The organism is Pseudoclavibacter sp. VKM Ac-2867 (genome assembly GCF_015351275.1).
Taxonomy (GTDB): Bacteria; Actinomycetota; Actinomycetes; order Actinomycetales; family Microbacteriaceae; genus Pseudoclavibacter.
Genome location: NZ_JADKSL010000002.1, coordinates 18,797 through 43,545 on the forward strand (window position 1 = coordinate 18,797; position 24,749 = coordinate 43,545).

Here is a 24,749-nt window from a genome sequence, read left to right on the forward strand (position 1 = left end):
AGTCTAGGACGAGGGCGCGTCGAGGGGACGCTGCTCGCTGATATGGGTGGCGATGGCCCGCACGGAGCCGAAGATCTCAGGCTGGTCGTCCGGCAGCTCCACGTCGAACGCACTGCCGAGGGCGAGGACAACCTCGAGGATGTCGATGGAATCGAGGTTCAGGGAGCTCTCCTCGAACTCGGTTCCCTCGGCCAGGGCGGCGAAGATCGGAGCGTTGACGTCGACGTCAGCCGTCTCGATCTCCAAGCCCAGCCGGGTGACGATCGCCGCGACGATGTCGTTCTCGAGGTCAGTGTTCGCCATGATGATTTCCTTCTTGTCCGTCGCCCAGGGAGCTACGTTTAAGTAGCACTTCGGACAGTAGCAGGAGGAATCACGAGTAACAAACCCGTCTTGCTGTCTGTGGAGGAGGCCGAGCTGTGCGGGGCAGTCGAGCGGCGGTGGCACTGCTCGCGTGAGGCGATCGGTCGCCAGGGGAGAACTGCCCTTCGGGTGTCGCCGTTCTCCAGATAATCTGGCGATTCGTCCGAGTGCCCCGGAGGTTCCCAAGTGCCGCACCAGTTCCACGTGCCGTGCCAGCTCAGCAAGGCCAGAGCCTGCCAGGCGGTGACCGCGTGACCGCGTTCATCGACCCGCTCTCCGACGAACGAGGTGCTGACGGGGCCGGCGGCGGCTACACGGTCTACTGGGCGTCGGCAGAGCGCGTGACGCTCTCCAGGCCGCTGCAGCGCTTCCTCATGGACGCCCACGCCGCACGCCTGCGGCCCATTCTCGTGACGACCGACCACGCGCACGTGTCCACCTTCGTCGCGGATGCGTTCCAGGCCGCAGGAGGCTACTGGGCCGTCTCCTTCGAGGGCGCGATGTTCGACGCCTTCCGGGGAACACGCATCTCCAGCTTCGGCGACTTCTGGGCGCCACGGGCCGACCGAGTGCCAGAAGCGCACCCGACGCTCGCTCACCTTCGCGAGCACACCGACCCCTCGTTCGTCTTCGACGTGTACGTGCGAGACCGCGCCGACGAGCGCACTCTGATCGGCGGCGTCGCCGACCAGCTCGTCGCGGGTCTCGGCGGGTCCGGGCTCGAACGGTGGGGTGTGGTCGAACCGCTCGCCGGGCGCTGGTCGCATGCTGCCGTCACCGAGTCCATGCGGCGGCAGATGCCCGTCACCGAGCGCCACTACGCAACCGGTGACGACGGCTCGGCAGTGAGCCTCGCAGCGTCCCGGACCAAGACGGGCCTGCTCGAGCACGTGCGGGGCATCGTGCCGATTCGCGACGCGGAGCTCTCCACGCTCGCCGACGCGCCAGGGGGTGCGCTCGCCGCGCATCCGCGGGTCCTCGACACCCTGCAGGCGCTGGCAGAGCGGGCACGCGTGAATGTCGCGCTCCTGTCCTGCGGCGAGGTCGAGGAGCGAGCTGGCTCCTCCGGGCGGCTCCCTGGCGTGCGCAGGCCAGAGCAGCCCTTGGCTGTCCTCCTCGGCGCCCGCGCCGTCCGCGATCTCGCGGTCGACGTCGACGCGCTCGCCGAGCGACACGACGTCACGACCGTCGGCCTCCGCAGGGCTCCAGCGCTGGTCGTCCGTCTCTCCGGCGGCGACCCGCTGTGGCACCAGCTGCGCGCGTTCGCCTCCGACCTCGATCAGGAGCGCCTCGCGTCCGCACTCGCCCTGGAATTCGCAACGGGCGACACCAAGGTCGGGAGGAGCTGAGCATGCCCATCGAACTGGTCCTGCTGAGTGAGGTCGCGCCGAGCGACGAGGCCGTCGCGCGAGCCATCGCGGGCACGCATCCGGAAGGGCAGCTCATCTCGTTCGAGGGCGGCGCGGTCCGCCACGCGGTCGACGGCGACGGCGCATCGCTGCTCACGCTCTTCGAGAGCCAGCCGATCGTGGACGCGACGAGCGCGGCCGCGGCGCTGGCGCATCCGCCTGCCGCGTTCGGGCTCTGGACGGAGGTGACCGTGCCGAGGGGCGCGGCACAGCGGGGGCGTGAGCTCGCCGAGCGGCTCGCCTCGGCGATCGGCGGCTCAGTGACAGAGAGGGTGTGACGTGTCCGACTGGAAGATCGATCCAACCGGCGTGCAGGGCGTGCTCACGAGCGTGCAGGCCACGCAGGGAGAGCTCGCGACCGTGATCACGGAGGCCGGCATGAACGGCGTCATGGCCGGGGTCGCGTGGGGCGGCGGTATCACCGTCGGAGTCTCCGAGGCCCTCGCCGGGCTGCTCACGGAGCAGCAGTCGAACGTCACCGCGGTCGGCAACACCGTGAACGCGAGCGTCGCGGGCGTCGCCAACGCCGTCTACGCCTACAACAACGGGCAGGAGCAGATGGCGCTCGAGTTCCAGGGTGCGATCGCCGACGGCTCGGACGGCGACTTCAGCTTCTTCGAGCAGCACGGATACCAGGGGGACGCGTGACGATCGAAGTCTGCACCGGCGACGGGCTCATCGACCCGTCTGCGTTCGTCTGCAAGAGCGCGGACCTCGACACGTCGGTCATCGAGGGCTCGGCGACCTCGCTCGAGGGCATGGGGACTGGCCTCGTCGATAAGGTGTCGACGATCAGCACGACCTGGGCGGGCATCGGCGCCTCGTACCAGGCCCCAGAGCAGGAGTCCGTGTATGCGGCGATCTCGCCGGCGACCAACGCGGCCTCCGACGTCGAGACGAGCTTCTCGAGCGCGGCCGGCTACCTGCGCACCTACGCTGAGGAGCTCGAGGGTGTGAAGACGACCCTCAAGGACCTCGAGGATCGAGCCGCCGCCTTCCGGCAGGAGGCTCTCCGGGGTTACAACGTCACGGTGTGGGATGCGCACGGGCTGTCGTGGGAGTGGGCGACGACCGACATCACGAAACTGGGCGACAAGACCGAGCACATCTCGTGGACCGAGCACGGCCCCGCACGGGACAAGAACGAGGAGCTGCTCGCCGAGTACGCCGCGATCATCGAGACCGTCTCCGCCGCCGCGACGACCTGCGCGGCCGGCCTCGAGACCCTCAGCACTGGCAGCTACGTGACGGAAGACGAGGCGATCACCGCCGAGGCGATCATGGCGTCGACGGAGCTGCCCTGGGGCTACCCCGCCGACGAGGACCGCAACTGCTCCGAGTCGGTCGCGCACGGCGCAGGCAACTTCTGGCACGGCACGTGGACGGGCGCGGCGTCGCTCATCGGCCGCGACCCTGTCTCCGGCGACTGGGGCTGGGACAAGGCGGGCGCAGCCTGGGGAGGGCTCGGCAACTTCGCCCTCTCGACGGCCGTCGTGCTGTCGCCGACGACCTGGGCCGTGAAGCTCGTCGCTCCAGGCTCGGAGGCGGACCAGTGGTTCGACGATCGCGTGAATGTCGCCGCGACCGGCTGGGGAAGCCTCATCGGCTGGGACCACCAGGCGGCGCTCGCGGGAGAGAACGGCTTCCACGCCTGGGAGGAGGACGCCGTCGCGACGGGCACCGAGACGCTTGCGAACATCGGCACGTTCTTCATACCAGGGGCGAACATCGCCAAGGGCGTCTCCACGGCGGGCCGGGTCGGGTCGATCGTGACGCGTGCCGGTGCCTTCGCCGCCGACTTCGCCATCCCCGGCGGCTCGCTTGCCGTCGGTCTCGCGACGAGGGGCATCCGGTTCTCACCGGATGGCCTGCGCATCACGCCGTACGTCGGCGCGACCGGGGTCGTGGATGCGCTCGCTCCCACGGGAGGTGTCCCTCCCGTGTCGAACGCGTTCGGTCTCGAGGCGCCCGGCTCGACCACCGTGCCGGGAACTGGGGCTGGAACCGTGCCGGGAACGGGAACCGTGCCGGGAACGGGCGGCGTGCCTGGAACTGGAACCGTGCCCGGGACTGGAACCGTGCCCGGGACTGGAACCGTGCCCGGGACTGGAACCGTGCCCGGGACTGGAACCGTGCCGGGCACCGGCCCGGGGTCGCCGACCGCGCCCGTCTTCGACCCGCCGCCTGCGCACGCGCCGGATGGGCCGGGTTCGGCCGCGCCTGGCCGCGATGTGCCTGGACGCGATGTGCCAGGCGGCGATGCGCCTCGCGGCGATGTGCCCGGCGGCGAGTCCCCGCGGACGGGTGCTCCGGTCAATTCGCCCGGCGTGGAGCCCTCGAACATCGACGCCCACTCCGCGCACCGCACTCCGACGGACATCGGTGTCGACCGCTCTGCGGAGTTCGACGGGCACCACAGCACGCGCTCCGAGCAGGAGGCGATCCGCCATGAGGCGCTCGAGACCCGCAACGAGCAGGTCGCGGCCCTGAACGACCTCGATCTCACGGTCGATGTCGACGGCGGAGCGCTCAACAAGGACAACATCACGGCGACCATCGACGAGCTCAACGATCAGCTCGATGAGCTGGACCTGCCGCCGGAGGAGCACGCCGCTGCGTCGCAGCGGATCACCGACCTCGAGGTCGCGGCCCGCGCCGAGCGTGAGGCCTTCGTGGCGCAGGTGGACGCGTCCGAGCAGATGGGCGACCAGGCGGCACGCGACGCGATCGCCACGCAGGGCGGAACGGTTGTGGTTGACGGCGACGGGGCTGGCCCCGGGACGTTCGATCAGATCGGTCTGCGCGTCGGCGAGGACGGCACGCAGACGCTCATCGTCGCCGAGGCGAAGGGCGGCAGCGCGCGCCTCAGCACGACGGGCCGGATCCTCCCAGACGGCACGACGCTGGCTGACGGCACCGTGCTGCCGAACGGCAGCCGTGCGGCTCAGGGGTCCACACTGTACTTCAACGATGTGTTCCGCAACGACGCGAACCTCGCCGCGTACCTGCGCGACAACCCGGCCCTCGCCGCTGGCCTGGCCGACGGCTCGGTCAGGGTCGACTACCAGCTCGTCAAGGCCAGCCCGGGTGGCAGCATCTCCGTCCAGCGGCTCGGCCTCAACCCGGCCGAGTTGAACCTCGGCCTGCCTCGATAGGATCAGCCCATGGATGCACTTTCGCGCGCGACAGACGAACAGGTGCGTGCGGTCTGCGCGGCCTTCGACGCGGTCGAGTGGCCGCTTGGGCGGGACGGCTACGCGGCGCTGGCTGAGGAACTCGGCTGGCAGCCGAAGCTGGAGACGTCGAGCGGCGTGCAGCACCGTTCCAGCTACCCGGTGAGCCTCCCGACCGTGCGCTCGCTCGTCGCGGACGAGGCGATCTCGCAGGTCACGATCGCCGTGAGCGACAAGAGCGACGACTCCGCGGCCCTCTCTCAGGCGGCGATCGCCCTTCGAGACGCGGTGCAATCGCAGCTCGGGGCGCCGTCGGGCCAGCAGCAGGGAGACCCCTACTGGGAACTCGGCAACGGCGGACGCGTCTGGCTGAAGTCGGTGCCGAAGAAGGTGCTCCTCGTTGTCGAGGAACAGCGCTTCGCCGACGTCGAACGCGCCGAGGAGCGTCTCGGCATCGACCCGAGCCGCAATCCGGGCACCGCAGACGACAACCGGTAACCGCACTCACTGCGCACCTCGCACCTCCCAACGCTCGACATTGGACGGCTCAAGACTGTCCGACACGCAGCGACCCGAGACGACGAAAGACGGCGGCACGCGTGAAGCGTGCCGCCGTCTTGGCTGCCAGCGTCCGGTGCTCTGCCGTGCAGAGGCGCGGCCGGGTCCGGAGGTGCGGCCTAGCCTGGGATCGAGGCGCGTGCCGCCGACAGAGCGCGGCGTGCGACGTCGTCGTTCTCGACGAGCGAGTTGCGGATGGCGGCGATCACGTCGCGCACCTGCTGGCCGGCCGAGTTCCACTGCTGCTCGAGGTGCGCGTACTCCTCGGAGACGCCGTCTGCCTGGTAGTCGGCCATGGCCTGCTTGACGTCGGCGTCGCGGCGGTCGAGCGCCGACTCGAGGCGTGCGGCGACCTGCTCGAAGTTCGCCTGCGTGGCCTCGGAGGAGCCGATGTTGTAGTCGTTGCGATCCATCTGGTTCGTGAACATGCGTGTTCTCCGGTTCTCGGGAAGGCTAGGCCTGCGGGCGGATGCGCGACAGGAAGGACTCGGAGCTGAAGTCGGTCGAGTTCGACGACGCCTCGTGGGTTGCCGCGCCGTCATCGGCGGCCGCGACGAACGCCTTGTTCTGGCCGCTGATCGACGTGACGATGCCGCCGAGCGCCGAGTTGAGGGCGTTCGAGATGTCGTCCGTCTTGGCCTTGAAGTTGTTGAAGCTGGCCTTCGCCGGTCCGTTGAAGGTGGACGAGAGTGGCTCTGCCGCGTCGAAGAGCTGCTTGACGAGCTCGCCGAGGTCGTCCGATTCGGTCTGCGACTTGTTCCCGAGCGTGACCAGTGTCTGGTCTTCCATTGCGAACTTCATGGCATCCTCTCCAGCACCGCGGTCGGCGCGCGTTGTCCTCCGGAGACGTCAGTTCAGCATGATCGCCCCGCCCTCGTCCAACTTTTTCGAGGGGAGTTCTCCCCTCCCAGGGTCCGGTTCGTCCGACTAGCCTTGCCACTCGTGTGGAAACAGGCCGATCTCCCAGCGGCGACCCGCCAGCGCGCCTGGTCGGTCGTGGTCGATGTCGCGCTCGGACTTGTCGTCGTGGCTTGCCTGTCGCTCTTGGCCGCGCGGATCAGCGGCGGGTTCGCCGCGCTTGTCGGAGCATCCGCAGCTCTGGTGCTGCTGGGCCTCTGGTGGTGGCTGCGGTCGGCCCTCGGCACGAGCCCCGGCCACGCGCTGCTCGGCCTGCGCACCGTCGCACGTTCGACGGGGATGCCCGCTCGACCGCTTGCTGGCGCGCGCATGACGGTCGACATCCGCAAGGGTCTCGACCCGCTCGCGCTGATGCCGGCTCCCATCGAGCTCGCACCGCCCACGCGTGTTCCCCAGCGCTTCTCGAGTCCAGACCTGGAGCTGCACTTCGACGACGGCTCGCGTCACGTCGTCCGCGGCGTCATCATCGTGGGTCGTGCGCCGCAGGTCACGTCGAGGGGGCAGCGGCCCGTCGCGGTCCCCGACTTCTCGCGGAGTCTCGCGCCGACGCATGTGCGCCTCGAGCCGAACTTCGACGGCGTGCTGGTCACCGACCTCGGCAGCGTCGGCGGCACGTGGGCCTTCGCTGGCGGAGACCCGAGGAGGCTTCAGCCGGAGACCGCCATCACGGTTCCCTTCGGCACCGTGCTCGCCCTCGGGTCGCGGCGCGTGCGTCTCGGACGGCCCGGCGCGAGCATCCCAGGATCGGGGGTGGCGGCTTGAGCGACACCGACCGCACTCTCATCGACACGACTCGCGCCCACCGGGAGCGGATGCTGGGCGCGCTCGCGCACGGACCGCAGGCGACGCGGCGCTCGGTCAACACCAACGTGGGGCGCCTGCTCGGCTCCGTCATCCTCGGGGCGGTCATCTGTTGCGCGTGCCTCGGCACGAGCTTCGTCGTGAACCTCCTCGAGGACCGAAAGCAGCAGGAGGCGATCTCCGCGTTCCAGGCTGCGGCTGCGGCGAACCCCGTTCTGCCCGGCGGCACGGTCGTGAAAGATGATGCCACGGGCTTCCTCCTCGACCAGGCGACGGGCGAGTACACGGACCCTCGGACGGGGTTCGTCGTCGACCCCGTGACCGGCTACGCCACCGACCCGGAGGGCAAGCTCATCGACACGAGGATCGGCTGGTACATCGACCCGGCGACGGGCTACTACACGAACCCGACGAGCGGCATCACGATCGACCCGCAGACGCTGACGGTCGTCGAGTGAGCGGCTTCCGGATGACCACCCGTCGCACGACCCCTGAGGAGCACTGAGTGTCGTACACGCGACTCACCGTCATCGGCAGCGAACGCAAGGCTGAGCTCGCCCTCCCGAACAGCGAGCCCGTCGGGGTGCTGCTGCCGCACGTGCTCGAGCTCCTCGAGGAGACCCCGAGCGGGGGCGCCGTGCTGACCCTGACGACGCTGACGGGAGCATCCCTCGACTTCGACGCGACCCTCGAAGAGCAGGGCGTGCGGCCTGGTGCGCTGCTGCGGGTCACGACCGTCGATGATGCGCCGCAGGCGCCCGAGGTCATCGACATCACGGACGCCATCACCGAGGCTGGCGCTGCGAGGCGGGACGCCTGGACGCAGGCGCACACACGTTCTGTGCTCGCGGTGGCCGCCGGCCTCGCCGCCGCTGGAGCTGGTCTCTGGGTCATGGGCGCGTTCGCGCTCCCCGCCGAGTGGATGCTCGCTGCGGTCGCGCTGCTCGCCGCCGCCGGCGCGGGTCTGGCGCGGTCTGGGCAGCGGGCTGCGGTGGCTGGGGTGGCGAGCGCTGCGCTCGGCCTCGCCGTGCCCGCCGCCTTCGGTCTCGCCGCCGAGATCGGAGCGGCGAGTGGCCGCGAGGCCGGCTGGGATGCGTTGCCGACCGTCGTGCTCGTCGCGGCGATGGCGGCATGGTTCGTGCTCGGCCTCGTCTGGGGTGTCGGCTTCCAGCGGACCTCCGCGAGGTACGGGGCTGGGGTCGGGCTGCTGCTCAGCGCGGGGCTGTTCTTCGTCGATCTGGCGGGCTTCGACCGCGGCGGCGTGGCCGTGTTCGCCTCCGTGTTGACCATCGCTGTGCTCGGTCTCCTCCCCGGCGCGGCGCTGTCGCTGAGCGGGCTCACCGCCTACGACGACCGCATCATGCGCGGCGCGCGTGCCACGACGTCGGATGTCAGGGCGGCGATCGCGGAGTCGTTCGCGCAGCTCACCTGGACCGTCATCGCGGTGTCGCTCGTCGCGCTCCTCTCGCTCTCCGAGCTGCTGCTCTCGCAGGACCCGTGGCGGCAGGGACTCGCCGCGTCCCTCGCCGTCATCGCGCTGCTCCGCATGCGGACGTTCCCCCTCGCGCCGCCGCGCATCGCCCTCCTGGTGGCGGCCGCGGTGCCGACCGCCCTGTGGCTGCTCTCGACGACTTTCGTCAGCGACGAGGGGAAGGCGCTCATCGCGGGCGTCGCGGCGCTCGTCGCCGTCGCCGCCGCGGCGTGGGAGCCCAGCGAGGTCGTCGCCGCGAAGCTCCGGAAGTGGGCGGACATCCTCGAGCTGCTTGTCGTGCTCACGGTCGTGCCCCTCGCGCTCGGCTCGTTCGGCGTCTTCGCCGACCTCCTCGAGGCCTTCCGCTGAGTCGCCTCGACGGGTTCCGGCAGGCGCTCACGGCTCGCGGCGCGGCCGAGCTGCAGGACCTGCGCGAGCGGGCCGCCGTGCCCCTCGCGCTCCGCCGACGTGTTGGCGTCGCCTCGCTGGTGCCGGGCTCCGGATGCACGACCGTCGCCGTCGAGCTCGCGCGCTTCCTGTCCTCCGCGAGAAACGACCGCGTCCGCTTCGTCAGCGCCCAGGGTCCCAGCCCACGACCGGAGCGCGGCCTCGAGGGCACGAGCGTCGAGACCCTCGAGCTCGAACCGACCGAGTGGCCGGCGGACGTCGAGGCGTGGTGGCGGCTGCACCGCGCCTCGAGCGACCGGTACGACCTCACCGTCACCGACTGGGGCACCTCCCCGCTCGCGCGCATCCGCGACCTCGCCGAGCACTCGCATGTGCTCTGCCTCGTGACGACCGCCGAGCGAGCGAGCATCCAGCACGCCCTGGACATCGCCGCCGCCATCGGCGAGCGCACACGCGTCGTGCTCGTCGCCGTCGACGTGCATCGGAGGGCCGGCATCGCGGCCGAGAAGCTCGTCAGCAGGCTGCCGTTCCCCGCGGTGCTCATTCGGCACGACCGGGCGCTGGGAGCAGGAGCGGCGCGCGGTCTCGACGGCGTGCGGATGCTGCGCCTCGGCGCCAGGGTCATCGACGCCGCCGCGGGCATCTCCGCGCCGCCTGTGCCTGTGCCGGCTCCTGTGCCTGCTCCAACGGCCATGTTCGCTCCTGTTACCACGCCTGTTCCCGCTCCCGGGTCAGCGTCCGCCCCTGAGCTGGCGCCGGCCGCGGCCTCGGCGCGGCACCAGGCCCCGACCTCGCCGCGGGTCTCGCCCCAGGCTCCACCTCGGGTCTCGCCCCAGGCTCCACCTCGGGTCTCGCCCCAGGCTCCACCTCGGGTCTCGCCCCAGGCTCCACCTCGCGTCCCGGCCCCGCCTCAAGCCCCGACCCAAGCCTCGCCTCAGGCTCCGCCTCATGCGACTCAGGCTTCCCCGTCGGCGCCCCCGCACGCCCCCGCACACGCCCAGGTGTTCCCGCCAGCACCCCACGCCGACCGACCAGGAGCGCGACCGTGAGCATCCGCGACGCCCACCGCCCCACGCGCACCGTCTTCCCCGCGCCCAGGCCCGAGGCGAGACAGCTCGCTTCGCCCCCGACGCTCAGCGACGAGGCGAGCGCGACGCCGTTCCAGTTCCTCCTGCCGGTCGTCGGCGCCCTCACCTCCGTGACGATGATGGTCGTCATGCGCAACGGGCAGCCGCTGTTCCTCTTCATCGCGGGCATCGTGTTCGTCGTCGCGATCGTCTCGGGGGTCGGCTTCGCCGTCTCCGCGCGGGGCCGCGCCGGGCGCGCGCTCCGCATCCGCCGCAAGCGCTACCTCGACTACCTCGAACGGCAGCGCAGCGAGCTGCGCGACGAGGCGACGGATGCGGTGCGGGCCGCGAGGCTCGTGCACCCCGACCGCAGCGGGCTCGCTTCCCTCGTTCACGACCCCGCGCGCCTCTGGGACCGCCGAAGAGGCGACGCCGACCACCTGCAGGCGCGCGTGGGAACAGCGACAGTGCCGTGGTTCCAGCTCGCGGTCGCCGCCGAGGATTCACCCACCGAACCCGCCGACCCCATCCTGCTCCGCGAAGCGCAGCTGCTCGCCGAGACGCACAGCGAGATCCCCGGCATGCCCGCCATCGCGGACCTGCGGGGCGCATCCGTCGTCGCCGTCATCGGCCCGCGGGAGCGGACCGTGCCCCTCGCGCGGGGCGTCGTCGCCCAGCTCGCAAGCCACCAGCTGCCCGACGACGTGCAGCTCGCGGCCGCCTTCGCCCCAGATCGCGGCGACGACTGGCGGGGCTTCGACCTGCTGCCGCACGCGCAGAACCCTCGGCTCTTCGACGGGCCCGTGCCCGCGCGACGCGTCGCCCCCGAGTTGCGGCAGCTCGCCGCAGTGCTCGGCAGCGAGCTCCTCGACCGCACGCAGACGGCGGCCGCCGCGAGGCGCCGAGGTGGCAAGGCCACCGCGCTGACCAGCCTCGTCGTCATCGACGACCGCCACGGCGAGCCCGCCCGCCCGCTGCAGCTGCCCGACCGCAGCTACACGCCGAGCGAGATCGGCGTCACCGTCATCCACCTCATCGACGATCGCCTCGACGAGCCCGACGACGTCGACGTCCGCATCGAGCTCGACGCGGACGGGCCCGCGCGCCTCACCCACGATGCCGGCGGGAGCGGACAGCGCACGGTGCAGTTCGACGCCGACGAGCTCACCGCGACCGCCTTCGACGGCCTCGCAAGGACCCTCGCCGCGAAACGCACCTTCGCGGCAGCAGGCGCTCGCGACGACGAGGGCCCAGCCGCAGACATCGCCGAGATCCTGGGCGTGCCCCTCGACAGGCCCGTCTCCCTCGACCGCGTCTGGGCGCCACGGCAGCCAGCGGAGTTCCTCCGCGTCGCGTTCGGCGTCAACGATCAAGGGCGACCCGTGCACCTCGACCTCAAGGAGAGCGCGCAGCAGGGCATGGGCCCGCACGGCATCTGCATCGGTGCCACCGGGTCCGGCAAGTCCGAGATGCTGCGCACCCTCATCCTGTCGCTCGCCGTCTCCCACCCGCCGGAGGACCTCGCGATGATCCTCGTCGACTACAAGGGCGGTGCCGCCTTCGCCCCGTTCGAAGGCCTGCCGCACCTGGCCGGCCTCATCGACAACCTCGCAGACGACCCGCAGCTCACGGTCCGCGCCAAGGCCTCCCTGCAGGGTGAGGTCGTGCGCCGCCAGCAGCTCCTCAAGAGCGCCGACTCATCGCCCTCGATCTCCCACTACCGCGAGCTGCGCCGCACCCGCCCCGAGCTGGCGCCCATGCCGCACCTGTTCGTCGTCATCGACGAGTTCGGCGAGCTCCTCACCGCCGAACCCGACTTCATCGACCTCTTCCTGCAGATCGGCCGCATCGGCCGCTCCATCGGCGTCCACCTGCTCCTCTCGAGCCAGCGCATCGAGGGCGGGAAGCTGCGGGGACTCGACACCTACCTCTCCTACCGACTCGGACTGCGCACCTTCAGCGAGGCGGAGTCCCAGGTGGTCCTCGGCTCCAACGACGCGTTCCACCTGCCGCCCATCCCCGGCTACGGCTACCTGAAGGTCGACACGAGCGTCTACCAGCGCTTCCATGCCGGCTACGTGTCCGGGCCGGTCGATGAGCTCGCCGAGGCGCGCCCTGCCTCCGACGACGAGCATCCGCGCATCGTCGAGGTCCCCGCCTACAACGGCATCGAGAGCGGGGGAGACCCGGATGCGCCGCTCGTGCTGCGTGCACCGGAGACGAGACGCACCCTCATCGACGACCTCGTCGCGCAGCTCGACCGACCGCAGAAGGTGAGGCCGGTGTGGCTGCCGCCGCTCGCCGAGCGCATCTCGCTTGGCGAGGCCTTCGCCGCCGGGGCTGGGCCCGCCGCCGAGTCGATGACCGCCGGCACGGCCTCCCTGGCCAACCCGAGCGACGGGCATCCGCTGCGCATCGTCGTCGGCGTCGAGGACGAGCCCGCGAACCAGCGCCAGGAACCCTGGGTGCTCGACCTCACCAAGTCCGGCGGGCACATCGCCATCATCGGCGGGCCGCAATCGGGGCGCAGCACCGGGCTTCGCACGATCGCCGCGTCCCTCGCGCTGAGCGGGTCGCCTGGGGCCGTCGGCATCTACGGCATGGACCTCACGGGTGGTGGGCTCCGCAGGCTCGAAGCGTTCCCGCACGTCGGCGGCGTCGCCGCTCGGGGCGATGACTCGCGCCTCGTGCGCCTCGTCGAGGAGCTCACCGCCATGCTCCGCATGCGCGAGGAGCTCTTCAAACGCCACAGCATCGACAGCACGGCGCAGCTGCGGGCCATGCACGCCGCCGGGAAGCTGCCGGAGCTCCCGACCGCCGACATCGTGCTGCTCGTCGACGGATACGGCGCGCTTCGGCAGGACTTTGAACACCTCGACGGCCCCTTCACGAAGCTCATGCTGCAGGCCTCCAGCTACGGCATCCACCTCGTCGTGACGCTCGGTCGCTGGAGCGAGCTGCGCATGGCCCACCAGTCCCTCTTCGGCACGCGCATCGAGCTGCGTCTCAACGACCCGGCCGACTCCGCCATCGACCGGAAGCTCGCGAAGTCCGTGCCAGCCGACTCCCGTGGACGCGCCCTCACCGACGCGAAGACGCTCGCCCAGTTCGCCCTCCCGGCGCTCGAAGCGGTCGACCCGGATCAGATCGGCGAGGCCCTCGAGGAGCTCGCGGCGCGCGCCGCGGAGTCCTGGAGCGGGCCCGCGGCGGCCCCCATCCGCCTCCTGCCGAACACCATCGACCCATCGACGCTCCCGGACGCCGCCGACGAGCCGACGGCCGTGCCCCTGGGGCTCCGACAGGACACGATGGATACCGCCCTCTGGGACTTCCTCGATTCCGACCAGCACCTTGTTGTGCTGGGGGACGCGAAGAGCGGGAAGTCGACGGCGCTGCGCGTCATCGCGAAGGGGCTCGTCGAGCGGTTCACGCCGGACGAGCTCGCCATCGCGGTCGTCGACCCGCGGGGCAAGGTGCCGAGCGTCATCCCCGAGGAGTACCTCGCGGCGCACGCCAGGTCGGCCGCCCAGGCCAGCGGGCTCGCCGCTTCCATCGCGAGCGAGCTCGCCGAGCGTCCCGGACGCACCGCCGAGCAGCTGCGCAAGACGCCGAGGGTCGTGCTGCTCGTCGACGACTACGACATCGTCGCGGCGGGTGGCACGGACCCGCTCGGCGCGCTCGTGCCGCACCTGCCCGCAGCGCGAGACCTTGGCATCCACATCGTCGTGACGAGGCCCGTTGCCGGCTCGACGAGGGCCATGTACGCGCCGTTCCTGCAGAGCACGCGCGACACGGGCGGGGCGCTGCTGCTGCTCTCCGGCGACCGCAGCGAGGGCCAGATCGCGCCTCGCGTCTACGCCGAGCGGATGCCCCCAGGGCGCGGCAAGTACCTACGCCGCGGCGAGGCGCCCGCGGTCGTGCAGCTCGCGAACCTCCCCGAGTCCCTCTGACCCCCTCCTCTGCCCTGCCCTCCTCTGCCCTCCTCTGCCCTGCCCTGCTCTGCTCTGCTCTGCCATCTGAAGAAGTGAGCCAGATGCAGGTTGGCTGGGGCAGGAGGATGCATCTGGCTGACTTCTACAGAGCTGACCTGACCTGACCTGACCTGACCTGACCTGACCTGAGCTGAGCTGAGCTGAGCTGGGCAAGGCAAGGCAAGGCAGGGCAGGGCAGAACAGCGCAGTGGCTGCGGCAAGCGCGGGCTGGGCAGGAGCGGGCAGGAGCGGGCGTGGGTGCGGGGAGCTGCCGTGTGCGCAGGCGGCGTGCGGGGTGACGGGGAAGAGTGAGCCAGATGCAGGTTGGCCGGGGCAGGAGGATGCATCTGGCTGACTTTTGCAGAGCAGAGCAGAGCAGAGCAGAGCAGAGCTGAGCTGAGCTGAGCGGGGCAGGGCAGTGGCTGCGGCAAGCGCGGGCGGGGCCGGAGCGGGCGTGGGTGCGGGGCGCTGCCGTGTGCGCGGGCGACAGGCGGCGTGCGGGGTGACGGGGAAGAGTGAGCCAGATGCAGGTTGGCTGGGGCAGGAGGGTGCGTCTGGCTGACTTTTGCAGGGCGGGGCAGGGCAGGGCAGAGCAGAGGAGCGGGCGTGGCGAGCGCGGGCTGGGCCGGAGCGGGCGTGGGCGCTGCCGTGTGCGCGGGCGGCGGTCGGCGGGCGGCAGGCGGCGTGCGGGGTGACGGGGTTACGGGGTGACGGGGAAGAGTGAGCCAGATGCAGGTTGGCCGAGGCAGGAGGGTGCGTCTGGCTGACTTTTGCAGAGCAGAGCAGAGCAGGGCAGAGCAGGGCAGAGCAGAGCAGAGCGGGGCAGGGCAGGGCAGAGCAGGGCAGGGCAGGGCAGAGCAGATGAGGACAGGGTGCGGCGGGCGGCGCGTGCGGACAGGATGCGCGTGCGGCTACGACGCGCCGAAATCAGCGAGTGGTGAGGGCCTGGAACTGGGGGTTCTTGCGGATGAACGAGGCGACGTACGGGCACTGCGGCACGATCGTGAGGGCCGACTGCTCGCCGAGCGTCGTGAGCGCCGCATCCGTCAGGACGGCGGCGAGACCCTGCCCCTGGTAGGCGGGGTCGACGACGGTGTGGTCGATGACGATCGCGTCGGCCGTCGTGACGTAGCTCAGATAGCCGAGTTCGTTGCCGTCGCCGTCGTTGAGGGCGAAGCGCGAGCGATCCTGCTGGTGCTGGACGGTGTTTGACATGGCCAGAGGCTACGCCGTGCCGCGAACAGCCACCTCGATGTCGGCTGTGTCCGACCCGTGCGCCGGTCGCGGCGAGGCCGTCCCTTGTATCCGCGCCACTCGGCCAGCCCCTGGGGTGCGTGCGCAAGGCTGTGCGAGGGTTGACCGGTGACTGAGGAGCAGCAGGGCCAAGCACCCGACGACCAGGGGCGTCGTGCGGAGCGCGCTGAGCGAACGGAGCGCACCAAGCGGGGAGTCTCCGCGCGGGTTCGCCGCAACAGGAAGATCGCTGCGGCAGCGCTCGCCGTGGTCGTCCTGCTCGGCGGTGGCTTCGTCTACTGGGCCGTCACCGCGGCATCGAACGGGGATGCGAACGTGCCGACGATCGCGTCCACGACGCCGCCTACGACCCCTTCTGCTTCGGCGACACCGACACCGACACCGGAGTCCACCCCGACGGCAGACCCCACCCCGACGGAGACGCAGCCCCCTGCGACGGCCCTGAACATCACGGACCCCAACAGCATCACGGTGCTCGTCAACAAGCAGACCCCGCTCGCACCGGCCGATTATGCGCCGGGTGACCTCGTCGCGATGTCCGACATCGGCGTCCCCTCCGCCAACGGCCACTCGCTCCGCTCGGAAGCGGCAACCGCAGTGCAGACCATGTTCGCGGCGGCCAGCGCCGAAGCCGGCCTCACCCTCGACATGACCAGCGGGTACCGCGACTACGGGCTGCAGACGGAGCTGTACAACGGCTACGTCGCTGAGCTGGGGCAGGAGGCCGCCGACCTCACCTCGGCCCGACCCGGCTACAGCGAGCACCAGACAGGGCTCGCCGCCGACATCTCCTCACAGGGCGAGGGGTGCGTTCTCGAGCAGTGCTTCTCGACGACCGCCGGGGGGCAGTGGCTGGCCGCCAACGCGCACCGGTTCGGGTTCATCCTGCGCTTCCCCGACGGCGCCACGGCGACCACCGGATACGAGTTCGAGCCCTGGCACTACCGCTACGTGGGCACAGAGACATCGGCCGCTATGCAGGCGGCAGGCGCGACGACGTACGAGGAATTCCTTGCCGCTCCCGCGGCACCGGGCTACTGAGAAGACGATGCTCGGTAGAGTTCTGCCAGAGCTTTGAAAGCAGAAGCACTCCAAGACCAGGAGGTCGAGATGGCAACGTGCCCCACGTGTGGTGCCGAAGCGCAGGTCGGACAGAGATTCTGCGCCGAGTGCGGTACCAAGCTGACGGTCGCGCGTCCTCGCGCCACTGAGGGCGAAGGCAGCAACGCGGCGCCTCGCCGTCCCGCGGATATCGGTGCTGGCGGGTTCCGCTGGAACGCCTCCGCGCCCGCTCCGCCCTCCGAGGTGGTGGGTCGTGCTCGCGAGGAAGCGCAGCAGGCGACCCCACCGCCGAGCGACGGCGATGACTTCTTCGCACGGTACCGGCCGAAGGCCGCGTCGCCGAGTGCACCGGAGGCTGACGACGACGAGGCTGACGACGCCGAGTCGGCTGCCCCAGAGCCGCAGTCGTACCTCCGCTCGCGCCGCCGGTTCAACCCTGACCTGCGTGCGACGGGTGAACGGGACATCGTTGCCCCGAACCCGGTAGCGGCGGAGCCTATCGTTCCTCCGACCCCGCCGACCCCCGCGGCTCCGCGGAAGCCAGCCGTTCCCGCAGCGGTCGAGCTCCCCGTCGAGGAGTCGACGCCCGCTTCGACGCCGGCCGCAGCGGATGCTCCCGCGGCGCCGGGCGCCACGGGTCCGGTTCGCGACGCGTTCGCATTCGAGCCGCCGACCACGGAGTTCGACGTGCTTCCTATGAGCACGCCGACACGCGCCGCCGGCCCGACCGGAGCTGCCTCTGGCAGTGACGACGAGTCCCGAGGTCGAGTCCCGAGCTGGTTCTCCGACCTCGAGGGCACTGGCGATCCGGCTCCCGTGGCCTCGGCGCCTGCCGCGCCGGCCGAGCCCGCAGCCCCTGCAGAGCCCGCTCCCTCGGTGCCGACAAGCGCGGCGCCGCAGTTCGGACGCCCACCGGAGCGTGCCGACGACTCCACGCCGGCAGCAGCCGCGAACGCGGAGCCGAGCGAGGCCACGACTGCTGCGCCGCAGGCTCCCGTGAGCAGCCCCAAGATCCCGTCCTTCCGCGCCGACCCGCCGGCTGCTCCCTCGCCGAGAGTCGTCCCCTCTCCACCGCCGATGCCGGCGACCGGGGACCCCTTCCGGGGTGCATCCGCAGCCCCTGTCTTCCCGAGCGGACCGGCAGTCGTGCCTGGGGAGCCGCCGCGTGCGGCGCCTGCCGCGAGCAGCGCCTTCGACGAGCTCCTCGCCGGAGAACGCAGCGACGGCAGCGTCCTCGACGACTCGGATCGTCCCATCGTCTCTCGCGACTTCGAGCAGACCGGCATCGTGCCGCTGCCCTCGCGAACCCGGGAGAGCTTCGGAGGGGCCCAAGAGTCTGAGCGCCAGGATGCGGCTGATCTCTTCGGCGCGCCAGCCGCGCAGACCCCGCCAGCGCCATCGGCCCCGCGGCCACCCCAGGCCCCTCAGCCATCTGTGGCCGGGAACGAGCCAGACGCCGAACCGGCGACTCGCGCGCTGCCGCGACAGGGCGCGAACCCGGGGTTCGAGCAGGCTCCTGCTGACGACCGCGATCGGCGGGCCGCCGGCGCTGCTGCTGCGGGTGTCGCCGGAGCAGCCGGCGCCGCCGGAGCTGCATCAGCGCCCGCCTCGCAGGACATGGCCCGACCGCCGCGGTCCGACGACGGCCAGCGCGAGCAGGACCCGGCCAAGGAACTCCTCTCGAGCTGGTTCGATGAGGATGACGGGAGCGAGCAGCCGTCGACACCGGCATCCGCTGGACCGCGCGCGCCTCGCCGGCCAGCTCGGGCCGCCAAGGCGTCTGCCGCACCCGCGGGAGCCCCGCCGACCTCGCCCGCCTCCGCTGGACCGGTCGGCGATGGACCCGACCTCGAGCCCTCCGAGCGCAACCCGTTCGACCGAGTCGGCGCGGCCCTCGGCGGCGGCAATGGGGGTGGCGGCGGTCGCATGGGCGCGGCGGTCCGCGGCCTCGACAACCGCAACCGTCGCCGTCTCGGCGTCATCGCGCTCTCGGTGGTCGGCTCGATCCTGCTGATCCTGTCTGCCATCATGATCGGAAACGTCGTCGGCGCGAACCGTGACGACCCGGTGGCGGGCGGCGATCCGACTGCGAGCGAGACTGCTGCGGAACAGCCAGCGACCGAGGACCCGACGACACCCGCCGGCCCCGCCGCGGTTGCCGACACCAACTTCGCCCCGGTCACGTTCACAAGCGAGACCGGCAACATCCGCTGCCAGATCACCCCGGAGACGGGCGTCACCTGCCAGCAGTACACGGTGGACTTCCCGATTCCGGAGCAGGCCTGCCAAGCAGGAGCGACCGGCGTCGTGGTCGGTCTCGACTCGAACGGCTACACGTTCCCCTGCCTCACGGCGGACATCCCGACCGAGGGTGCCGTCGTGCAGCCTTACAACTCACCCGTGGTGCTCGGCGAGTTCGTGTGCGAGATCACGTTCGAGACCGGCGTGACCTGCTTCAACGCATCGGGCGACATCGTCAGCGTCGAGTACTCGGCTGGAGTCGGTCAGGCCGGACGCCTCAGCGCGACCAACCCGACCCCCGCCGCAGGCCAGTAGCGCCCCACCCGGCACAACGAGGAACGCTGCCTGCGTCTCCCACCTCCCGAGCTTGACCGGGGGTGCGAGACGCAGGCAGCGTTCCTCGTGGCGGGGACGTGCTGCTAGGAGCCCAGAGCCGCGTCGACGATCGCCTTGGCCTCTGCCTGCACGAGCTTCAGGTGCTCTGGCCCCTTGAACGATTCTGCGTAGATCTTGTACACGTCCTCGGTACCGGATGGGCGGGCCGCGAACCACGCATTTGCGGTCGTGACCTTCACCCCGCCGATCGCCGCACCGTTGCCGGGGGCGTGGCTGAGGCGGGCCGTGATGGGGTCGCCGGCGACCTCCACCGCGGAGATCGCGTCGCCGTCGAGCTTGCCGAGCACGGCCTTCTGCGCCGGCGTGGCCGGGGCGTCGACGCGCTCGTAGGCGGGTCGGCCGAACTCCGCGACGAGCTCCTCGTAGCGCTGCGACGGGGTCTTCCCGGTGACGGCGATGATCTCTGCCGCCAGGAGAGCGAGCAGGATGCCGTCCTTGTCGGTGGTCCAGACGGTGCCGTCCTTGCGGAGGAACGAGGCCCCTGCGGACTCCTCGCCGCCGAACACGATGGAGCCGTCGATGAGGCCGGGCACGAACCACTTGAACCCGACGGGCACCTCGACGAGCGTGCGGCCGAGCGAGGCGGCGACGAAGTCGATCATGGTGCTCGACACGAGCGTCTTGCCGATGCCTGCCGTCACCGACCATTCGGGTCGGTGCGCGCACAGGTAGTCGATGGCCACGGCCAGGTAGTGGTTGGGGTTCATGAGGCCCGCGTCCGGGGTGACGATGCCGTGGCGGTCCGCGTCGGCGTCGTTCCCGGTCAGGATGTCGTAGTCGTGGCGGCGCGCGAGCACGGAGGCCATCGCGGACTGCGACGACGGGTCCATGCGGATCTTGCCGTCCCAGTCGAGCGTCATGAACGGCCAGCGCGCGTCCACGTCCGGGTTCACGACGGTGAGGTCGAGGTCGTATTCGTCTGCGATGGCCTGCCAGTAGCGCACGCTGGCGCCGCCGAGGGGGTCTGCGCCGATGCGCACGCCCTCGCGCTTGATGGCGTCGACGTCGATGATGTTCTTCAGGTCGCGCACATAGTCGCCCTTGAAGTCGTGGCGGCCCACGTTGCTCGTGTCGGGAGTGCCGCGCTTCACGCCGTCGAGGCCCGCTTCGATGAGCTCGTTCGCTCGGTTCGCGATCCAGCCGGTCGCGTCGCTGTCTGCCGGCCCGCCGTGCGGGGGGTTGTACTTGAAGCCGCCGTCCTGGGGAGGGTTGTGGCTCGGGGTGACGACGATGCCGTCGGCCTGCTCGGTGTTGGCAGGGTCCGCGTTGTAGCGGATGATCGCGTGGGACAGCGCCGGGGTCGGCACCCATTCGTCGTCGAGGTCGGCGAGCACGGTGACGCCGTTGCCGACGAGCACCTCGAGGGCGCTGCGCTCGGCCGGCTCGCTGAGCCCGTGCGTGTCGCGGCCGATGAAGAGCGGGCCCGTGATGCCCTGCGCCTCGCGGTACTCGACGATGGCCTGCGTGATGGCGAGGATGTGGGTCTCGTTGAAGGACGAGGTGAGGCTCGAGCCGCGGTGGCCGCTCGTGCCGAACGCGACGCGTTGCGTCGAGACGGCGGGGTCGGGGATCTTCTCGGCGTACGCAGCGATGAGTGCGTCGAGATCGATGAGGTCAGATTCAAGGGCGAGGCTGCCAGCGCGATCGTGCATGTCCACAGTCTGGCACCGCGAGGTGTCTCGTGGGGAGGAAGTCGAGCATCGGCATAGGCTGATCTCCATGACCGAAGCCAGTGCCGTGCCAGATGAGCGAGAGACGTACTCCTACCTCGGGCCGGCGGGCACCTTCACGGAGGCTGCGCTCGGCCAGGTCGAGGCGGCCCGGGGGCAGAACTGGCGGCCGGTGAGCAACGTCGGCGAGGCGCTCGCCGACGTGACGACGGGTCGCAGCGTCGCGGCGATGATCGCGATCGAGAACAGCATCGAGGGTGGGGTCACGGCGTCGCAGGATGCGCTCGCCACGATTCCGGGGCTCCGGATCGCGGGGGAGTACGAGGTCTCCATCTCCTTCAGTCTCGTGGTGCGCCCTGGAACCCGTCTCGAGGATGTCCGCACGGTCTCGGCGCACCCAGTGGCGTACGGGCAGTGCCGCAGGTGGCTGCACGCCCACGTCCCGGGCCACGAGCACGTCGCCGCGAACTCGAACATCGCCAGCGTCAATGCGCTCTTCGATGAGCGTGGCGACATCGACGCCGCTATCGCGCCGCGGGGAGTCGAGGACCGCTTCGACGTCTCGGTGCTGTCGGAGAACATCCAGGACAACAAGATGGCGCGCACGCGCTTCGCGCTCGTGAGTCTGAGCCGCGAGCTGCCGGCCAGGACGGGCGCCGACAAGACGAGCCTCATCGTCGAGCTGCCTGAGGAGTTCCCGGGATCGCTCATGGTCATGCTCGAGCAGTTCGCGACTCGCGGCGTGAACCTGTCGATGATCACCTCGCGTCCGCTGCCCGACCGCATCGGCTCCTATCGCTTCGTGCTCGACCTGGATGGCCACATCGACGACGCGAGGGTCGCGGATGCGCTGCTCGGGCTCCGCCGGTTCAGTCCGCACGTCATCTTCCTCGGCTCGTATCCGCGTGCCGACCGGAAGCCGGTCGTCGTCGACCCCAAGTGGGGCGACGAGCACTTCGGGGAAGCGGTCGACTGGCTGCACTCTCTGCGCGGCTAGCACGAGCCGGGTTCGGGGCCGCAGCTCTCGAGCAGGCTCGCCGCCAGGCGTCGTGCGCTGTCGACGGTGATGTCGAGGACAGGCCCGTCGTGGAGGAGGAGCGCGAGCCACGGGACGCGCTCGTTGGCTTCCTGATGCTGCACGAGCACAAGCGTGTCGACCGCGAAGGCGTGCTGTCGCTCGTCGGGGGATTCGCGGGGCGGCCTTCGCGACACGACCGACACCTCGCGGCTGAGGCTGTAGTGCAGGGTCTCGTCGGCGTCGAGGTGCAATGCGACGCACCACTCTGGGCATGGCTGCGTGCCGGATGTCGTGCTCATGCGTGGGGTCTCCCTGCTTGCGTGCGACGATCTCGCTCCCGGTCCGGCACAGCCGGGAGAGTCGTCGCGTGTGGCGTACTCGGTCTGTCCTGACACCGTAGAGGCGACCACCGACGTTTCGCGCCCGCCCGGGCGCCGGGCCCCGCGCCGCAAGGTCCAGGTCCAGGTCCGGAGCGAACGCCTCTGAGAGACTTGGGTGCCCGCCCCGGCCTGGGATCGCGTGCATTCTCGTGTCTGGAGGAGAGACAGCCATGTCGCCCACCACTCTGCGTCCGAGGCATCTGCTGCGGACCGCGTGCTTGCTCGTCGCAGCAGCCCTCGCCGCCGTGCTCGTCTCCTGGGAGCCAGCGGCGGCGCATGCCACCGAGATAGCGGCAGCTCAGACGGCGACTGAGCAGTCTGTTCCTCAGGCGGCCATCGTCACGATCTCAGTCCTCTCGGCGCTCATCGTCGTGCTGCTCATCACTTTCGTCGTCTGGATGCGTCGGCGCGGGCACGCCGAGGACGAGGATTCCGAAGACGCTTCGGGGAGCGACGGCGGCGTCGACTCGAATTAGGCGCTGGTGTCCCCGGCGAGCGACTGCAGGGTGCTGCCGAGCCGTGCGGCGCTGGCTGCGGTGAGGTCGAGGATTGCTGCCCCGTCGCGCAGGACGGCCACCCAGGTCTCCGATTCGCCTGCCTCCCGGTGCGTGACCAGCTCGAGCGTCGTCGGGGTGGCTGGCACCTCGGGGCGGAAGCGCAGCTCGGCGGAGGTCGGTCGCTGCAGGAGCTCGATGGCGGCGCTCTCGCCGTAGTGCAGCGTCTCGCCGTCGAGGTGCAGTGAGACGCACCAGGTGGGGCAAGGGCTCATGCCGGTGGGGTGCTTCATCGATCGCTCCAGGTGTTCGCGAGTCAGCGGATGGGCGTCGAGCAGACCCGGCACAGATCTGTTCTCTTCGCCCCGCGGCAGCAGGGTCCGGTCGGCCGCCAGTTCGGGGCCTGAGGCGCGGAGCCTGGGGCCTGAGGTGCGGAGCTAGGCGACCGGCGTTGCTGTCGGCCCGGCGTCGGCTGCGTCGGCGAGGAGCTCCATCGGTGGCACGCCGAGGAGTTCCGCCATGCCCTCGAGCGTCTGCAGCGTGATGTTGCGCTCGCCGCGCTCGACAGATCCGATGTAGGTGCGGTGCAGCCCCACGACATCGCCGAGCGCCTCTTGGCTGATACCGCGCGAGAGGCGGATTCGACGGATGTTCTTGCCCACGCTTCGCTGGAGTTCACCGACCATGCCCCAAATGATGGAATGCCGCTACTCATGAGTCTACAGAGTTATAAGTAGCATTCTCTGCCTCGAACGGGCCATGGTCAAGCGAAACGGGCCGTTCTGTGGCACAAGTGAGCTGGGATACGCGCAGTTGACGCCCATCAATGCGGGGTCCGGGCGTGTCGGCTCCTAGAGCGAGGGGCGGCTCGGGCTGTTCTCCGGGCCGGTGATGCCAAGGCGACGCGCGAGTGTGCGGAGCCCCTCGTTCTCGGGCATGGGCTTCGGGGTGCGCACCGTGAGGCTTGCTGGCTCGATCCAGATGCGAGCGGCGGTGATCTGCCCTGCCGCATCTCCGTCGACCTCGAACTCCTCCGGGCCGGAGTCGAGTCGGAAGGTGACCTCCTCGACCTGCGCGTAGGTGAGGGCACGCACGTGCTTGCGGCCTTCGAGGAGGATGCGCCTGCCGACATCGGTGCGCCGCATGATGCCGGACTGCACGACGAGGCGACCGTAGATCTGCAGCCAGCCGATCAGGCCGTTGGGCCGCATGATGGCGAGGTCGAGCCTGCCATCGTCGATCTCGGCGTCGGGCAGCAGGTGGAGTCCGCCCGGCATGAGCCCGCAGTTGCCGACCATGACGGTGGCCGCCCGAAGCGAGCGCGCATGCGTCTTGCCGTCGACGCGGAGGCGCAGGTGGAAGTTCGGTCCGTTGGCGACGGATCGGGCGATGCCGCCGAGGTACGCGACCCAGCCGACCTTCTTCTTGAGGTCCTCCGAGGTGTTCGCGATCATCCCGGCGTCGACGCCGACGCCGCCCATGACGGTGAAGGCCATGCGCTCGCGGGTCTTGTCTTCGCGTTCGACGGCGGCCCAGCCGACGTCGATGCGCGCATCCACACCGCCGAAGGCGACCTCGACGGCGCGGGCGAGCGTCGTCATGGGGAGCGTGGAGGGCTTCGCGCCGGGCAGGAGGGTGGATGCGTTCTGCACCATCTCGGACACCGTGTCGGTCACGCCTCCCGCGACCTCGATGCCGATGTTGCGCGCGAGGAGGTTGCCGGTTCCGCCCGGGACCACGCCGAGTGCGACGTCGGTGCCCGCGAGCGTCTCGGCGACGAGCCGAACGGTTCCATCGCCCCCGGCGGCGATGACCATCGTCGCGCCAGCTTCGATGGCCTCCTTCGTCTGCCCGGCTCCTGGGTCATCCGCGGTCGTCTCGAACCACAGCGGCTCCGGCCAGTCGTACCGTTCCGCGCTCTCTGCAGCGGCCGCGCGAAGCGCCTCTGTATCGACCTTCACTGGGTTGACGACGATGGCGGCGAGCTTGTCTGAACCCTGTCGGGCGGTGTGCGGCATGCAGTGAGCCTAAGTCAGTGGCGGTGTGCGTCTGCGGCGAACGCGCTCCTCCGCTCGCGGCACCCTCGACGACTAGG

The 24,749-nt window shown here is 70.6% G+C and carries 23 protein-coding genes; 14 read left to right on the forward strand and 9 right to left on the reverse strand.

Going from position 1 to position 24,749, the window contains the following annotated elements:
- Window positions 1-3: 3 nt before the first annotated feature.
- Complete coding sequence (locus tag ITJ67_RS03110; protein ID WP_160072901.1) at window positions 4-303, reverse strand: phosphopantetheine-binding protein; 300 nt, start codon at window positions 301-303, stop codon at window positions 4-6.
- 311 nt (window positions 304-614) lie between these two features.
- Here ITJ67_RS03110 and ITJ67_RS03115 point away from each other — a divergent pair, with 311 nt between their 5' ends.
- The 5 genes from ITJ67_RS03115 to ITJ67_RS03135 are packed head-to-tail and all read left to right on the forward strand — an operon-like array spanning window position 615 to window position 5,443.
- A complete protein-coding gene (locus ITJ67_RS03115; RefSeq protein ID WP_194676713.1) occupies window positions 615-1,712 on the forward strand; it encodes a DUF6177 family protein in 1,098 nt (365 codons plus the stop codon).
- A 2-nt stretch (window positions 1,713-1,714) separates the two neighbouring features.
- Window positions 1,715-2,050, forward strand: coding sequence for a hypothetical protein (locus tag ITJ67_RS03120; RefSeq protein ID WP_194676714.1), 336 nt, complete (start codon window positions 1,715-1,717; stop codon window positions 2,048-2,050).
- 1 nt (window position 2,051) lies between these two features.
- Window positions 2,052-2,420 carry a DUF6507 family protein gene (locus tag ITJ67_RS03125; RefSeq protein WP_160072907.1) on the forward strand — a complete coding sequence of 123 codons (369 nt, stop codon included), beginning with the start codon at window positions 2,052-2,054 and terminating at the stop codon, window positions 2,418-2,420.
- Complete coding sequence (locus tag ITJ67_RS03130; protein WP_194676715.1) at window positions 2,417-4,927, forward strand: hypothetical protein; 2,511 nt, start codon at window positions 2,417-2,419, stop codon at window positions 4,925-4,927. The genes ITJ67_RS03125 and ITJ67_RS03130 overlap by 4 nt, the downstream gene beginning before the upstream one ends.
- 9 nt (window positions 4,928-4,936) lie before the next feature.
- A complete protein-coding gene (locus tag ITJ67_RS03135) occupies window positions 4,937-5,443 on the forward strand; it encodes a DUF6301 family protein (protein ID WP_194676716.1) in 507 nt (168 codons plus the stop codon).
- 179 nt (window positions 5,444-5,622) lie between these two features.
- On the opposite strand, the gene ITJ67_RS03140 is transcribed toward ITJ67_RS03135, so the two are convergent.
- Window positions 5,623-5,931 carry a pore-forming ESAT-6 family protein gene (locus ITJ67_RS03140; protein ID WP_160072913.1) on the reverse strand — a complete coding sequence of 103 codons (309 nt, stop codon included), beginning with the start codon at window positions 5,929-5,931 and terminating at the stop codon, window positions 5,623-5,625.
- A gap of 25 nt (window positions 5,932-5,956) precedes the next feature.
- Complete coding sequence (locus ITJ67_RS03145; protein ID WP_160072915.1) at window positions 5,957-6,304, reverse strand: hypothetical protein; 348 nt, start codon at window positions 6,302-6,304, stop codon at window positions 5,957-5,959.
- A gap of 141 nt (window positions 6,305-6,445) precedes the next feature.
- Here ITJ67_RS03145 and ITJ67_RS03150 point away from each other — a divergent pair, with 141 nt between their 5' ends.
- The 5 genes from ITJ67_RS03150 to eccCa all read left to right on the forward strand — a co-directional run bounded on the left by ITJ67_RS03150 (window position 6,446) and on the right by eccCa (window position 14,118).
- A complete protein-coding gene (locus ITJ67_RS03150) occupies window positions 6,446-7,183 on the forward strand; it encodes an FHA domain-containing protein (RefSeq protein ID WP_160072917.1) in 738 nt (245 codons plus the stop codon).
- Window positions 7,180-7,680 carry a hypothetical protein gene (locus tag ITJ67_RS03155; protein WP_194676717.1) on the forward strand — a complete coding sequence of 167 codons (501 nt, stop codon included), beginning with the start codon at window positions 7,180-7,182 and terminating at the stop codon, window positions 7,678-7,680. Before ITJ67_RS03150 ends, ITJ67_RS03155 begins: the two co-directional genes overlap by 4 nt.
- 47 nt (window positions 7,681-7,727) lie before the next feature.
- Window positions 7,728-9,062 carry an EsaB/YukD family protein gene (locus tag ITJ67_RS03160; protein ID WP_194676718.1) on the forward strand — a complete coding sequence of 445 codons (1,335 nt, stop codon included), beginning with the start codon at window positions 7,728-7,730 and terminating at the stop codon, window positions 9,060-9,062.
- Window positions 9,063-9,139: 77 nt separating this feature from the next.
- Entirely contained in the window at window positions 9,140-10,150 is a 1,011-nt protein-coding gene (locus ITJ67_RS03165; RefSeq protein ID WP_194676719.1) for a hypothetical protein, read from the forward strand.
- The gene (gene eccCa, locus ITJ67_RS20125) at window positions 10,147-14,118 is read left to right on the forward strand and encodes a type VII secretion protein EccCa (RefSeq protein WP_194676720.1); all 3,972 of its coding nucleotides are present in this window, start codon (window positions 10,147-10,149) and stop codon (window positions 14,116-14,118) included. The genes ITJ67_RS03165 and eccCa overlap by 4 nt, the downstream gene beginning before the upstream one ends.
- Window positions 14,119-15,066: 948 nt before the next feature.
- On the opposite strand, the gene ITJ67_RS03175 is transcribed toward eccCa, so the two are convergent.
- Window positions 15,067-15,354, reverse strand: coding sequence for a GNAT family N-acetyltransferase (locus ITJ67_RS03175; RefSeq protein ID WP_160072925.1), 288 nt, complete (start codon window positions 15,352-15,354; stop codon window positions 15,067-15,069).
- A gap of 147 nt (window positions 15,355-15,501) precedes the next feature.
- Here ITJ67_RS03175 and ITJ67_RS20130 point away from each other — a divergent pair, with 147 nt between their 5' ends.
- Together ITJ67_RS20130 and ITJ67_RS03185 are read left to right on the forward strand one after the other, a co-directional pair.
- Window positions 15,502-16,434 carry a M15 family metallopeptidase gene (locus ITJ67_RS20130; RefSeq protein ID WP_194676721.1) on the forward strand — a complete coding sequence of 311 codons (933 nt, stop codon included), beginning with the start codon at window positions 15,502-15,504 and terminating at the stop codon, window positions 16,432-16,434.
- A gap of 69 nt (window positions 16,435-16,503) precedes the next feature.
- Window positions 16,504-19,011 (forward strand): zinc ribbon domain-containing protein, encoded by a 2,508-nt coding sequence (locus ITJ67_RS03185; RefSeq protein ID WP_194676722.1) that lies wholly within the window; start codon window positions 16,504-16,506, stop codon window positions 19,009-19,011.
- Window positions 19,012-19,115: 104 nt separating this feature from the next.
- On the opposite strand, the gene pgm is transcribed toward ITJ67_RS03185, so the two are convergent.
- Complete coding sequence (pgm, locus tag ITJ67_RS03190; protein ID WP_160072931.1) at window positions 19,116-20,744, reverse strand: phosphoglucomutase (alpha-D-glucose-1,6-bisphosphate-dependent); 1,629 nt, start codon at window positions 20,742-20,744, stop codon at window positions 19,116-19,118.
- Between the two features lie 67 nt (window positions 20,745-20,811).
- Here pgm and pheA point away from each other — a divergent pair, with 67 nt between their 5' ends.
- On the forward strand, window positions 20,812-21,759 hold the full coding sequence (gene pheA, locus ITJ67_RS03195; RefSeq protein WP_160072933.1) for a prephenate dehydratase: 948 nt from the start codon (window positions 20,812-20,814) through the stop codon (window positions 21,757-21,759).
- Here the strand turns inward: pheA and ITJ67_RS03200 are convergent.
- Window positions 21,756-22,079 (reverse strand): DUF6907 domain-containing protein, encoded by a 324-nt coding sequence (locus tag ITJ67_RS03200; protein ID WP_160072935.1) that lies wholly within the window; start codon window positions 22,077-22,079, stop codon window positions 21,756-21,758. The two genes, pheA and ITJ67_RS03200, sit on opposite strands and share 4 nt — an antisense overlap.
- A gap of 251 nt (window positions 22,080-22,330) precedes the next feature.
- On the opposite strand from ITJ67_RS03200, the gene ITJ67_RS03205 reads away from it, so the two are divergent.
- Window positions 22,331-22,636 carry a hypothetical protein gene (locus tag ITJ67_RS03205; RefSeq protein WP_194676723.1) on the forward strand — a complete coding sequence of 102 codons (306 nt, stop codon included), beginning with the start codon at window positions 22,331-22,333 and terminating at the stop codon, window positions 22,634-22,636.
- On the opposite strand, the gene ITJ67_RS03210 is transcribed toward ITJ67_RS03205, so the two are convergent.
- The 3 genes from ITJ67_RS03210 to ITJ67_RS03220 form a co-directional block, all read right to left on the reverse strand.
- Window positions 22,633-22,947: a DUF6907 domain-containing protein gene (locus ITJ67_RS03210; RefSeq protein ID WP_194676724.1), complete on the reverse strand. Its 315-nt coding sequence runs from the start codon at window positions 22,945-22,947 to the stop codon at window positions 22,633-22,635. The genes ITJ67_RS03205 and ITJ67_RS03210 overlap by 4 nt on opposite strands.
- Before the next feature lie 144 nt (window positions 22,948-23,091).
- On the reverse strand, window positions 23,092-23,340 hold the full coding sequence (locus ITJ67_RS03215; RefSeq protein WP_160072941.1) for a helix-turn-helix domain-containing protein: 249 nt from the start codon (window positions 23,338-23,340) through the stop codon (window positions 23,092-23,094).
- A 165-nt stretch (window positions 23,341-23,505) separates the two neighbouring features.
- Window positions 23,506-24,672 (reverse strand): diacylglycerol/lipid kinase family protein, encoded by a 1,167-nt coding sequence (locus ITJ67_RS03220; RefSeq protein ID WP_160072943.1) that lies wholly within the window; start codon window positions 24,670-24,672, stop codon window positions 23,506-23,508.
- Window positions 24,673-24,749: the final 77 nt, after the last annotated feature.